This window comes from Corynebacterium sp. Marseille-P4321, from assembly GCF_903645305.1.
Lineage (GTDB): Bacteria > Actinomycetota > Actinomycetes > Mycobacteriales > Mycobacteriaceae > Corynebacterium.
Genome location: NZ_CAHJXO010000001.1, coordinates 964,639 through 976,254 on the forward strand (window position 1 = coordinate 964,639; position 11,616 = coordinate 976,254).

Here is an 11,616-nt window from a genome sequence, read left to right on the forward strand (position 1 = left end):
GAGATACAAATCGCTGGAGAAAGCCGCGCAGGAGCTCATACCGAAGGAGAAACCACCGAGGAAGGAATCGATGCGGTTTTCTAGGTCCGAGGACGGCATGCGCTCGTGTCACATCGTGGCGCCGGAACGGTTCCTCGCGGACTTAGAGGCGCTGCTCAGCGCAGACCTGGACAAGTCGTTGCCGCTGGGCCCGCAGTTGCTCGCCAATTTCATCGCATTGCTTCACGACGGCTCCCGCGTTCCCACCGCAGCCCCCACACCACTGCTGCTCGTCCCCCTCGACGTGCATAGAAAGATCCTGCAAGGCGAGGGCGACGACACTGTGCTGGGCATGACCGACGGAACCACAATGACCGGGGCGGAGTACCTCAACCTAGAGCTCGCGGAAGAACTCAACGTGGCATTGTTCCACCCGCACGAGGGAGCTGTGAACCTCTACCGTGGCGAGCGTTTAGCCAACGGGAAGCAGCGCGTGCTTGCGAAAGCCACTTCACCGGTGTGTCTCGTGCCCGACTGCCGGCACGGCGCCGAAGCGTCTGAGGTGCATCATATTCAGGCGTGGAAACGAGGTGGCGAAACGAATATGAGCAATCTCGCGGTGTTGTGCCGATACCACAACCGCACGAACGACGATGACCCGGGCGCCGCCAAACGCGGGCGCATCGAAGTCATCGACGGCCGACCAGTCTGGGTCTCCCCGCGCGGCTACATCGTGCCGAATGCGTACCACCCCTTCGGCGCGATGAACCAGCTGTTCGGGCCTGCGTTTTCTTCGGCGGCGCACGCGGGGTGATAATGACACCCCGTGAGTGAGACTTTCGGATGGAGCCTGCACGGCGATGGGCGTCACGTGCGGCCGGGGGCTGTTGTTGCCCCGGAGGAGCGGCTGTCCTGGCCGCGCACGATCGGCATCGGTATGCAGCACGTGGTGGCGATGTTCGGCGCAACGCTGCTTGTGCCAACACTAACCGGCTTCCCGGTGAACACGACGCTGTTGTTCTCGGGCCTTGGCACCATCATCTTCCTGCTTATCACGCGTAACAAGCTGCCGAGCTACCTAGGATCTTCGTTCGCGTTCATTGCGCCTCTGTCCGCCTCGCAGCAGTACGGAATCGGCGCGCAGCTGGGCGGGGTGCTGGTCACCGGTCTTGCGCTCATCGCGGTGGGCGCGCTGGTGCACGTCGCAGGCAAGCGCGTTATCGACGCCGTCATGCCACCAGTGGTCACCGGCGCGATCGTCGCACTTATCGGCTTCAATCTCGCGCCGACAGCCGTGGACAATGTCGAGACGCAGCCGGGAGTGGCCGGGGTGACGCTGGCGGCGATCGTGCTCGTGACGGTAGCTACGCGCGGCATGCTCTCACGCCTGTCCATCCTCATCGGGGTGCTCATCGGCTGGGCGTATGCGGCGCTTACCGGTGGACTTTCCGACGACGCCCTGGCCACCATCGGAGCCGCTTCCTGGGTGGGACTGCCGCAGTTCCACACGCCAGAGTTCGACGTCTCCGCCATCCTGGTTACGTTGCCCGTGCTCGTGGTGCTTATCGCGGAAAACGTCGGACACGTGAAAGCGGTGTCTGAGATGACGCACCGTGACCTCGACTACCTACAGGGGCGCGCGCTTATCGGCGACGGTATCGCGACCACGCTCGCCGGAGGCTTCGGTGGGTCCGGCACCACCACCTACGCGGAGAACATTGGCGTGATGGCGGCGACGAAGGTGTACTCCACAGCCGCATACTGGGTGGCCGCCATCTTCGCGATCATTCTTGCGTTCATCCCGAAGTTCGGCGCCGTGATCTTCACTATTCCGGCCGGCGTGCTGGGCGGGGCGTGCCTCGTGCTCTACGGCCTGATCGGCATGCTGGGGGTGCGCATCTGGCAAGACAACCGGGTTGACTTCACCGACCCGGTGAACCTCACCGCGGCAGCGGTGGCGCTGATCGTGGGCATCGGCAACCTCACCTTGGAAGTTGGGCCCGTCACACTGGAAGGTATCGCGCTGGGATCAGTGGGGATCATTGTCATCTACCCGCTTATGCGCTGGGTGTTCGGAACAGTCGGGGAGGGGCAGTACCGCTAGCGGCCGCGCGTCGCCGAACAACAAAACGACCGCCCCTTCGAACGAAGGGGCGGCACGGAAGCGTCGATAAGCGAAGTGCTCCTACTCGTCGTCGAGGTTCTTCTCAATCAGCGCCGCGATCTCCTCAACCGCATCCGCGTTGTCGGAGGTCACGACAACCTCGTCTCCGTGCTCGGCACCCATCGCCATGATCATTAGGGAAGAAGCGGCATCCGTCTCATCGTCGTCATCGCCGCCGACAAGAGTGAGCAAAATCTCCTCGTCGTATTCGCCAGCAGCGTCAGCGATCACGGTAGCGGGGCGCGCGTGCAGGCCCACAGTGGAGCCAACCTTCACAGTCTTCGAAGCCATTGATGTGTCCTTTCAGTCGTTCACAGACAGTCTACGCGCAATCCGCGCTCCACCCACGGCGACGACTATGGCTCAACAACGACAACGTCAATGCCCTGTGCCCGCAACTCCTCGATGAAAGAATCCGGAGTGGAACTGTCGGTGATAATCACATCGACGGCGCTCAACGGCGCGAAACTGACCAGGTAGTCGTTGCCGATCTTCGTCGAATCGCACAGCACCACTACCTTGCGCGCGTTGGTTACCATCGCGGATTTCACAGCGGCCTCCTGAGAATCCGCCGTGGAGAGCCCATGGTCGATGGTGAGCGCGTTGGTGCCGATAAACGCCACGTCCGCGCGCATGAGCGCCAAGGTGCGCAGCGCGGTGCCACCAACCACCGCTTGGGCGATCGAGCGAACGGTACCTCCGAGCAACTGCACGTCGGGAAGCCCTGCGGACGAAAGATCGAGTGCGATGGGAAGCGAATTCGTAACGAACGAGCAATCCTGGGCATGCCGTTGCGAAGCAAGAAGCTCGGCAAGACAACTAGTGGTGCTGCCGGAATCCAAGAACACGCCGCCACCCCCGGGAAGAAAATCGAGCGCCGCCCGAGCAATGGCGTGCTTCGCATCCGACGCGGACCGCGAACGGTCGTCCAAGGAAAACTCAGCACTGAGCACCGACTGATTGGCCACGGCGCCACCATGTACGCGCTGCACAATCCCCTCATCGTGCAGGGCGCTGAGATCGCGACGGATCGTCTCGGCGGTGACCTCGAACCGCTCGGCGAGCTCGGTGACACTCACGCGGCCCTCGACTGCAGTTAGAGACGCGATCTGGCGCTTTCGTTCCTCGGCATACATGGCTCACCCTCATTCGGTTCTCGTCAATGCGTGGCGCAGCTACGCGCTAGCGCCGACGCTCAACGGTGAACCACTATTCCAAAACTCAACGCCCGAATCCCTGTGTTTGGGCCCGAATCACCCGGATGTGGGGGCTACCTTTACAGGGTTCGGAACACGGAGACGACCCGACCCATAATCTCGGCCTCGTCGCCCTTGATGGGCGAGAAGGCATCGTTGTGAGGCAACAGCCAGACACCGGATGAATCTTTGTGGAACTCCTTTACTGTGGCCTCACCGTCGATGAGCGCCGCGACAAATTCGCCTTCCTCGGCAACTGGCTGGGAGCGCACAATCACCCAGTCCCCGTCGAGGATGCCGGCATCGCGCATCGATTCGCCGACGACGCTGAGCATGAACACGTCCCCGTCGCCAAGCAACTCGTCCGGAAGCGGGTAGTAGGTATCGACGTTCTCTTCCGCCAAGATCGGAGCGCCTGCCGCGATCTGGCCGACGACGGGAACATAGCGAGCGTTCGACGCATCCTCAGGCACATCTCCAGCCGGGGTTTGCTTCTTGCGCTTCGGTGCCGCGGTGGTCTGCTGCAGGTGGCGCAGGTCCACTGCGCGCGGCTTATTCGGATCGCGGCGCAGGAAACCCTTCTTCTCAAGTTCCTTCAGCTGGTAGGCCACTGAGGAAGTGGACTGCAGCCCGGTCGCGTCGCCGATCTCACGAATGCTCGGCGGGTAGCCCCGCAGTACAACCGCATCCTGAATGACCTGCAGGATCCTGCGCTGTCGATCGGACAGCACGCTCATATCCAATTCGTTCGGATCCGATTTCTTTCGCGCCATCGTATTTCTCCCTTAACTGCTCGCCGTATGAAGTGGTGGGTCACGTAGTTACAGAACATACCAGAGAGGGCAAGCGTGTTCGATACTTTCCATTGCCGGCTAGACACGTGTCGGCCGGTTTGCTATAAATCGAACATGTAATCGCTCGAACGTATGGGCGGGTTAATTTTCGAACGGCGTCGGGCCGGGTCGTAGAATGCGATGCAGTAACGAAAGGAAGATCTCATGGCTATTGCAATTAATCCAGCACAGGGTGCTTGTGAATCCGGGCGTGCGGATCGCTCCGTATCCCGTCCGGCAGAGGTGTGGGACGTTGAATCGCGCACGAATGGGCGCAAGGAATCCTCGGATGTTCGAACTCTGGGGGCAGGTACTCGAACGGGTGAATTAAGAGTGAGGTCGGTTGAAGATGTGACTGATGTCGAGGCCGGTTCGTTCGAACCTCGCCGCGAGAATCGGGAGAGTGTACTGCTCGGGGGCTTGTTCGCAGCGACGCTGATTGTTGGCTCGTTTATCGGTGGCGCCTTTGGGCAGACTGAGGTTGCGCCCTCAGGTGTGCCGCCGCAAGACGCGGTGGTTTCCGCGCGTTAACTACGCAACTAGGGGGCGGGTGCCCTCGGGGGTAGGCTCGATGCGAACGCAGATCGACTGCGGCCGGCGACCGAGAAGGTAAGGCAAGAAGAGAAGGGGTGCATCGAGCATGTTTTGTCCTTTCTGCCACAACGAACAATCCCGAGTGACCGATTCCCGTTTGGTGGATGCGGGCTCAGCGATCCGTCGGCGGCGCGAGTGCACCGCTTGCAGCGGCCGATTCACAACGGTGGAGAAGGCTGTCCTGACCGTGGTGAAGCGCAATGGGGTGAGCGAACCGTTCGATCGCGACAAACTGATCGTCGGTGTGCGACGCGCTTGCCAGGGCAGAGACGTCTCTGACGATGCGTTGAAGCGGCTCGCCCAGGAAGTTGAAGAAGCTGTGCGCGCGCAGGGTAGCTCGCAGGTGCCGGCGAACGAGATCGGTTTGGCCGTGCTGGAACCGTTGCGCAACCTGGACGAGGTCGCCTACTTGCGTTTCGCTTCGGTGTACAAGTCTTTCGAAAGCGCCGACGACTTCGAATCCGAGATCCGGCTCATGCGGCGCCGCGAACGAGATGAACTGAAGTAGCACCGCGCGATAAGAGCTCCACGCGGTTCGCCCGCGGCTAGTACGGGATGTCTATCGCCGCCGTGCCTAGCGCAACTTGTCAATCTTCTTCTCGATGCGCCGCTGGCTCACCGGCTTTGGGGTCCCAAGGCGTTGCGCGAAAAGACTGACCCGCAGTTCTTGTAACTGCCACAGGATGTCCTTGTACTCGCGCGACTTCACTCGGTTGGCGGGCAGGCGGCGGATGCGCTCGTCGAGGTAGGCCTTGGTGGCGTCCACGACGGATTGGCGGTCGGCGTCGCGGTCCGGGTCGAGGCGCATGTCTTCGAGGCGGATGCGTATCGCGTCGATATAGCGCGGTAAGTGCTGCAGATGTTCGATGCCGTGGACGGTCACGGCGTGCTTCGGGAGGAAGAAGGCGAGTTGGCCTCGCATGTCGTCGATGGCCGGTCCCTCCCACTTGTCTAGCTCGGCAGCGATGTTGGCGTAATCGGCTAGCCCCGGTGCCAGTGCCACGACGATTCGGCGTACCGCGCCCGGCACTTTCGGTTTGATCTCTGCGACGAGTGCTTCGAACTCGGCAGGCGTGCGCACTGGGCCGCCGTGGGCGAACATAAGGTCACGGATCACCGCGACGCGCGCGTCCTCTACTAGGCCCTCGGCGCCGCCGTGCGGGTAGCGGTCCACGGCCACCTTGTGGCGCAGGGGTAATCCCTTAGTCATCTGCTGCGCAGAGACGGAGATCTCGCGAAGCAGCAAAGTCAACGTCGCCGTGACCATGGACGCGTCTGCCGCCGCTTTCGTCGGGTGCACGGTGACTTTCACGCCGTCCGTGGTGGCTTCGAGGGCGGGGTATGCGTCGACGTCGTTGCCGTCGATCGTGGTCTGCACCGTCTCGGGCACGGCGCCGAGGTTGTCGGCGGTCCACTGGCGCACCGACTCGGACTCGGACGAACGGCCAGCTTTCGAAACAGAGGACCGGATCTTGCCGGCCTGGCGCCGGTTCAGCGCCGCGAGGTCGGTGTCGTGGTCCACTACGGCGCCGCGGCGGTCGATGGCGGCGTACGTCACCTTCAGGTGCGGCGGGAGCGCAGTCGGGTTGAAGTCGGAGCCGTTGATGCCGCGCCCGCCCAGGTCGTGTAGCGCGGCGGCGAGTGTGTCGGTGAAGGGCACGTCGCCGCGGGGTTCACCGTCGAGGTCTTGCTGAATTTGTGTAACTGCGCGCTCGGCGAAATCGGGCACCGGCACCACGGTTTTGCGCAGGGCCTTCGGCAGGGTGCGGATGAGTTCCGCGGCGAGTTCGACGCGCAGGCCGGGGACAAGCCAGTCGAATCCGGCGGCGTCCACATTTGCCAGTAGAGGCACGGGCACCTCTACAGTCACGCCGTCGAAGGGGTCGCCGGGTTCGAACTTGTAGCGTAGGTCGTAGGTCACGGAGCCTTGGCACCACTGCTCGGGGAAGGCGGTTTCGCCGGCGTCCACGCCTTCGTCGTCAAGCAATGTGCTCGGGTCGAAGTCGAGGTAGTGCTTGTCCTCGCGGCGCTTTTTCTTCCACCAGGAGTCGAAGTGGCGCGCGGTGGTCACGTCGCGCGGCAGGCGGGAGTCGTAGAACTCGAACAGTGTGTCTTCGTCGACCACGAGGCCGCGGCGGCGAACTTTCTCCTCTACCTCGGCGGCCTCGCGCAGCAGTGCTTCGTTGTGGTCGATGAAGTGGTGGTGGCGGTTCCAATCGCCCTCCAGCAGCGCGTGGCGGATGAACATGTTGCGGGCGCCGTCGGGGTCCACGCGGTGGTACGGCACGAGACGGTCGCGCACAATGGTCACGCCGTAGAGCATGGATTTTTGGTGCACCATCGCGGCTGAGCGCTTACGCGACCAGACAGGCTCTGAGTACGAGTGCTTCATCAACGCGCCGGCGGCCTGTTCCACCCAGGTTGGCTCGATCTTCGCCACATCGCGGGCCCACAGGCGCGAGGTTTCCACTAGCTCGGCGGCCATGACGAACTCCGGGGGCTTTTTGCTTAACGACGAGCCCGGGAAGATCATGAACCGCGTCCCTCGCGCGCCGGCGTATTCCTTGGAGTTGCCGTCTCGGGCGCCGATGTTGGACAAAAGGCCGGTGAGCAGCGATTTGTGGATCGCGTCGGCGTCGCGTTCGCCAGCGACGTTCTCGGCGCGGGACCAGCCGAGGCCGCGTTCGACGTCGCGAAGCTGGCGCACGAGGTCGTACCACTCGCGAATGCGCATGTAGTGCAAAAACTCGCGCTTCATGCGTTTGCGGAACGCGTTGCCTGACAGTTCGTCGCGCGAATCGTTGATGTAGTCCCACAGCTTCAGCGCGGAGAGGAAGTCGGATTCTTTGTCTTTGAAGCGCGCGTGGGCTTGGTCGGCTTGTGCTTGGAACTCGAGCGGGCGTTCGCGCACGTCCTGGATGGTCATGTTGGCCACGATTACGGTGACGTCGTCGAGCACGCCGAGTCGGTTGGCTTCCACCAGCATGCGGGCCATCTTCGGGTCGACGGGGATGCGGGAGAGGTCCCGGCCGATGTCGGTGAGTGTGGGTGCGCCGCCGCGCTCCTGGTCGGTGATCGCGCCGAGTTCGTGTAGGAGCATCAGACCGTCACGTACCGATTTCGGGTCTGGCGGTTGGATAAAGGGGAACTCGGAGATGTCGCCGAGGCGCAGCGAGATCATTTGCAGGATCACGCTGGCAAGGTTGGTGCGCAGAATTTCGGGGTCGGTGAACTCGGGGCGGGCCTCGAAGTTCTCCTCTGAGTAAAGGCGGATGGCGATGCCGTCGGCGGTGCGGCCCGAGCGGCCCGAGCGCTGGTTGGCCGAGGCCTGCGAGATCTCCTCGATGGGCAGGCGCTGTACTTTTGTGCGCGTGGAGTAGCGCGAGATGCGCGCGAGGCCGGTGTCCACCACGTAGTGGATGCCCGGTACGGTCAGCGAGGTCTCCGCGATGTTGGTGGACAGCACGATGCGCCTGCCCGAGTGAGGGGCGAACACGCGGTGCTGCTCGGCGTTGGACAGGCGGCCGAATAGCGGCACGACCTCCACTCCCCAGCGCTTCTTCTCAATCGCCTCCATGCAGTCGCGGATGTCGCGCTCGGATGCGAAGAAGCACAGGATGTCGCCCTTGCCTTCGCGCATGAGCTCGGCGCACGCGTCGACTACACCGTCGATCATGTCGGTGTCGACTTCCTTGACAGTCCCGTTTTTCTGTTCCACCTGCGCCACGAGCGGGCGGTAGCGGATCTCTACGGGGTAGGTGCGCCCGGAGACTTCGATGATCGGTGCGGGCGTGCCGTCGGCGTCGGCGAAGTGGTTGGCGAAGGCCTCCGGGTCGATGGTCGCGGAGGTGACAATCACTTTCAGGTCCGGCCGTTTCGGCAGTAGGCGTTTCAGATACCCCAGGAGGAAGTCGATGTTTAAGGAGCGCTCGTGCGCCTCGTCGATGATGATCGTGTCGTATGCGTTCAAGTAGCGGTCGCGCTGCATCTCGGTGAGCAGGATGCCGTCCGTCATGAGTTTGACGGCGGTGGTTGGCGAGACTTTGTCGTCGAAGCGGATGGCATAGCCGACGGTTTCGCCGATTGACTGGCCCAGCTCGTCCGCGATGCGTTCGGCGACGGTGCGGGCGGCAAGGCGGCGCGGCTGCGTGTGCCCGATGAGCCCGCGGCGCCCGCGTCCGAGTTCGAGCAGCATCTTCGGGATCTGGGTGGTCTTGCCCGAGCCGGTTTCACCCGCGATGATCACGACTTGGTTGTCGCGGATGAGCTCCATGATGTCGTCGCGCCGCGCGGAGACAGGCAGCGAGTCGGGATAGGAGATTTCGGGCACAAGGGCATCGCGCTTATCGACGGCCTCCCGGGCACGCACCACATCCTCCCCAATAGCGCTGAGCGCTTCAGGCGAGCGTGCTTTTTTCAGGCGGCGTTGGAACCGGCGGACGTCGATAAGCGATACGCCCTCGAGCGCGTCGTAGAGCTCTTGCTTCGTGGGGGGAGTGGGTGCAGCCATAACCCGGGCAAGCTTAGCGCGGGAGCAGCTCGGCGCTGAATTCCTCCGCGTCGGCGTAGGCCTTCTTCACTAGCTCTCCGAGCTGCTCGAATTCAGCGGCGCGGCGGGTGGAGGCGCGGTAGGCCAACCCCACGGTGCGCTTCGCGTCCACCGCGTCAGCGAAGGTGGCCACAGCGATACCGGGGCGGGCGCATTCCGCAGCGACCGCTGACAGCGGCACGAGCGTTGCACCCAAGCCCGCGACCACAAGCTGGACGATGGTGGTCAACGACGCCGCCCGGGTCACCGACTGTGCGGTGGCGGACTGGTTCACCTCGGCCATCTTGCACAGGTCGACGATCTGGTCGCGCAGGCAGTGGCCGTCGGCCAGCAGGAGAAGGTTGACGTCGTCAAGCGAAGCGATCGCGAGGTCGCTGCGGCCTGCAAACAGGTGGTCTTCCGGTACGACCATGACAAAGTCCTCGTCGTAGAGCGGCAGGTCCGTCACGCCCGCGGTGTTGGTGGGGGTGGCCAGGACGGCGAGGTCGAGGTTGCCGTCGCGAAGCGCAGTGAGCAGCACCTCGGTCTGGCCCTCCACGATGCGCGGCTCCAAGTCCGGGTACTCCGTCTCAATCTGCTTGAGCAGGCTGGGCAGGATGTACGGCGCGATGGTTGGGATCACGCCGATGTTCAGCGGGCCGGCGAGCACGCCGAGGGCGCCGCGGGACGCGGCGACGAACGCGTCGGCAGCCTCCAGCGTCGCCTTGGCGTAGGGGAGGAGTTCCTCGCCGCTCGGGGTGACAATTACGCGGCGGGTGGAACGCTCGATCAGCTGGATGCCCAGCCCGTTTTCCAGTGACGCCAGGGCCTGGGAGAGCGACGGCTGCGAAATGCCGAGCTTTGTAGCGGCGGCAACAAAGTGCTTTTGCTCCGCGATGGTGACGAAGGTGCGCAGCTGCGCGAGCGTCGGTTTATATTCCCTATTAGCCATGCCTATGAGGTTACACCCCGGCAATAGGATTTCATTGAAAGCTTCGGTGGGTTGTGTCATACTGGTTCACGTTGGGTGCCACGGAGCACCCGAGCGGAAAAACCGAGTCTTTGAAGCTTTTTGGAGGATCACTATGCCGATCATGACCGTTGGGGAGCGTTTCCCGGAGTTCGACCTCACTGCACTGAAGGGTGGCAACCTGAAGGAAGCTAACGCCTCTTCGCCGGACGACTACTTCGAGAACGTCTCCCTGGACAAGTACGAGGGCAAGTGGAAGATCGTCTTCTTCTACCCGAAGGACTTCACCTTCGTCTGCCCGACGGAGATCGCCGCGTTCGGCAAGCTCAACGAGGAGTTCGAGGACCGCGACACCCAGGTGCTCGGCGGCTCGACCGACAACGAGTACTCCCACTTCAACTGGCGCGCAACGCACGAGGATCTGCTCGACGTTCCGTTCCCGATGTTCGCCGACGTGCGCCACGACCTCATCCGCGCCCTCGGTGTGGAGAACGCTGACGGTGTTGCAGACCGCGCGACCTTCATCATCGACCCGGACGGCGTGATCCAGTTCGTGTCCGTTACCCCGGACGCTGTGGGCCGCAACGTTGACGAGGTGCTGCGTGTGCTCGACGCCCTGCAGTCCGAGGAAGTTTGCGCTTGCGACTGGCAGAAGAACGACCCGACCAAGAACATCGACAAGATGGCTGTGGTTCAGGAGTCCCTGAAGTAAACGCAACCCAAGCCCCGCCGCGCGGAGAAGAAGCGGCGGGGCTTTCGCGCAACATCGCGCGAGGAAAAAGTTATCAACGAAACACTCACTGAAAGGAAAGAAGAATATGTCTATTGAGAACCTGCGCGGCGCACTGCCGGAGTACGCCAAGGACCAGAAGCTCAACCTCGGCTCCCTGACCCGCTCCACCGAGCTCAACGAGCAGCAGCTGTGGGGCACCCTGGTTGCTTGCGCCGCCGCGACCCGCAACGCCACCGTGATCTCCGAGATCACCGACGAGGCGAAGGAGCACCTCTCCGAGGAGGCCATCGACGCAGCGTTCGGCGCCGCGACGGTGATGGCGATGAACAACGTCGCCTACCGCGCGAAGGGCTGGCTGGGCGACGACTACGCGAACGTGAAGTTCGGTCTGCGCATGAACATCATCTCCAAGCCGGGCGTTGAGAAGTCCGACTTCGAGCTGTGGTCGCTCGCCGTGTCCACCATCAACGGCTGTGAGCACTGCGTAGTCGCACACGCGAACACCGTGCGCGAGGAGGGCCTGACCAAGGAGCAGGTCTGGGAGTCCGTGAAGATCGCGGGCGTTGTCCAGGCAGTTTCCCAGGTCATCGAGATCGAGGACGCACGCTAAGCAGTAGCT

11 protein-coding genes are annotated in these 11,616 nt (G+C 63.0%); 6 read left to right on the forward strand and 5 right to left on the reverse strand.

All coding sequences use genetic code 11. From position 1 onward, the window contains the following. Positions 1–70: 70 nt before the first annotated feature. A complete protein-coding gene (locus tag HWX32_RS04345; protein WP_254868268.1) occupies positions 71–793 on the forward strand; it encodes an HNH endonuclease signature motif containing protein in 723 nt (240 codons plus the stop codon). 12 nt (positions 794–805) lie between these two features. Continuing rightward, positions 806–2,083 carry a uracil-xanthine permease family protein gene (locus tag HWX32_RS04350; RefSeq protein ID WP_175934850.1) on the forward strand — a complete coding sequence of 426 codons (1,278 nt, stop codon included), beginning with the start codon at positions 806–808 and terminating at the stop codon, positions 2,081–2,083. Positions 2,084–2,164: 81 nt separating this feature from the next. Here HWX32_RS04350 and HWX32_RS04355 read toward each other — a convergent pair whose 3' ends face one another. The 3 genes from HWX32_RS04355 to lexA all read right to left on the reverse strand — a co-directional run bounded on the left by HWX32_RS04355 (position 2,165) and on the right by lexA (position 4,112). Then, positions 2,165–2,434 carry an HPr family phosphocarrier protein gene (locus HWX32_RS04355; protein WP_075468900.1) on the reverse strand — a complete coding sequence of 90 codons (270 nt, stop codon included), beginning with the start codon at positions 2,432–2,434 and terminating at the stop codon, positions 2,165–2,167. A 65-nt stretch (positions 2,435–2,499) separates the two neighbouring features. Then, positions 2,500–3,279 carry a DeoR/GlpR family DNA-binding transcription regulator gene (locus HWX32_RS04360; protein WP_175934851.1) on the reverse strand — a complete coding sequence of 260 codons (780 nt, stop codon included), beginning with the start codon at positions 3,277–3,279 and terminating at the stop codon, positions 2,500–2,502. Between the two features lie 140 nt (positions 3,280–3,419). Then, on the reverse strand, positions 3,420–4,112 hold the full coding sequence (gene lexA / locus HWX32_RS04365) for a transcriptional repressor LexA (RefSeq protein ID WP_075468898.1): 693 nt from the start codon (positions 4,110–4,112) through the stop codon (positions 3,420–3,422). Positions 4,113–4,337: 225 nt separating this feature from the next. Between lexA and HWX32_RS04370 the strand changes: the two genes are divergently transcribed. Together HWX32_RS04370 and nrdR are read left to right on the forward strand one after the other, a co-directional pair. Then, complete coding sequence (locus HWX32_RS04370; RefSeq protein ID WP_175934852.1) at positions 4,338–4,703, forward strand: hypothetical protein; 366 nt, start codon at positions 4,338–4,340, stop codon at positions 4,701–4,703. A 109-nt stretch (positions 4,704–4,812) separates the two neighbouring features. Next, positions 4,813–5,274 (forward strand): transcriptional regulator NrdR, encoded by a 462-nt coding sequence (gene nrdR / locus HWX32_RS04375; protein WP_175934853.1) that lies wholly within the window; start codon positions 4,813–4,815, stop codon positions 5,272–5,274. Between the two features lie 66 nt (positions 5,275–5,340). On the opposite strand, the gene hrpA is transcribed toward nrdR, so the two are convergent. Beyond that, on the reverse strand, positions 5,341–9,276 hold the full coding sequence (gene hrpA, locus HWX32_RS04380; protein WP_175934854.1) for an ATP-dependent RNA helicase HrpA: 3,936 nt from the start codon (positions 9,274–9,276) through the stop codon (positions 5,341–5,343). Positions 9,277–9,289: 13 nt separating this feature from the next. After that, the gene (locus HWX32_RS04385) at positions 9,290–10,246 is read right to left on the reverse strand and encodes a hydrogen peroxide-inducible genes activator (protein ID WP_175934855.1); all 957 of its coding nucleotides are present in this window, start codon (positions 10,244–10,246) and stop codon (positions 9,290–9,292) included. Between the two features lie 133 nt (positions 10,247–10,379). Between HWX32_RS04385 and HWX32_RS04390 the strand changes: the two genes are divergently transcribed. Beyond that, entirely contained in the window at positions 10,380–10,976 is a 597-nt protein-coding gene (locus tag HWX32_RS04390; RefSeq protein WP_075468894.1) for a peroxiredoxin, read from the forward strand. Positions 10,977–11,082: 106 nt separating this feature from the next. Further along, complete coding sequence (locus HWX32_RS04395) at positions 11,083–11,607, forward strand: carboxymuconolactone decarboxylase family protein (protein ID WP_175934856.1); 525 nt, start codon at positions 11,083–11,085, stop codon at positions 11,605–11,607. The last annotated feature ends 9 nt before the right edge of the window (positions 11,608–11,616 follow it).

Excerpts from the sequence above, each read along its gene's own strand:
- HWX32_RS04370 (WP_175934852.1), top strand. The coding sequence starts at position 4,338 with ATGGCTATTGCAATTAATCCAGCACAGGGTGCTTGTGAATCCGGGCGT.
- hrpA (WP_175934854.1), bottom strand. The coding sequence starts at position 9,276 with ATGGCTGCACCCACTCCCCCCACGAAGCAAGAGCTCTACGACGCGCTC.
- HWX32_RS04395 (WP_175934856.1), top strand. The coding sequence starts at position 11,083 with ATGTCTATTGAGAACCTGCGCGGCGCACTGCCGGAGTACGCCAAGGAC.
- HWX32_RS04360 (WP_175934851.1), bottom strand. The coding sequence starts at position 3,279 with ATGTATGCCGAGGAACGAAAGCGCCAGATCGCGTCTCTAACTGCAGTC.
- HWX32_RS04355 (WP_075468900.1), bottom strand. The coding sequence starts at position 2,434 with ATGGCTTCGAAGACTGTGAAGGTTGGCTCCACTGTGGGCCTGCACGCG.
- lexA (WP_075468898.1), bottom strand. The coding sequence starts at position 4,112 with ATGGCGCGAAAGAAATCGGATCCGAACGAATTGGATATGAGCGTGCTG.
- HWX32_RS04345 (WP_254868268.1), top strand. The coding sequence starts at position 71 with ATGCGGTTTTCTAGGTCCGAGGACGGCATGCGCTCGTGTCACATCGTG.
- HWX32_RS04385 (WP_175934855.1), bottom strand. The coding sequence starts at position 10,246 with ATGGCTAATAGGGAATATAAACCGACGCTCGCGCAGCTGCGCACCTTC.
- nrdR (WP_175934853.1), top strand. The coding sequence starts at position 4,813 with ATGTTTTGTCCTTTCTGCCACAACGAACAATCCCGAGTGACCGATTCC.
- HWX32_RS04390 (WP_075468894.1), top strand. The coding sequence starts at position 10,380 with ATGCCGATCATGACCGTTGGGGAGCGTTTCCCGGAGTTCGACCTCACT.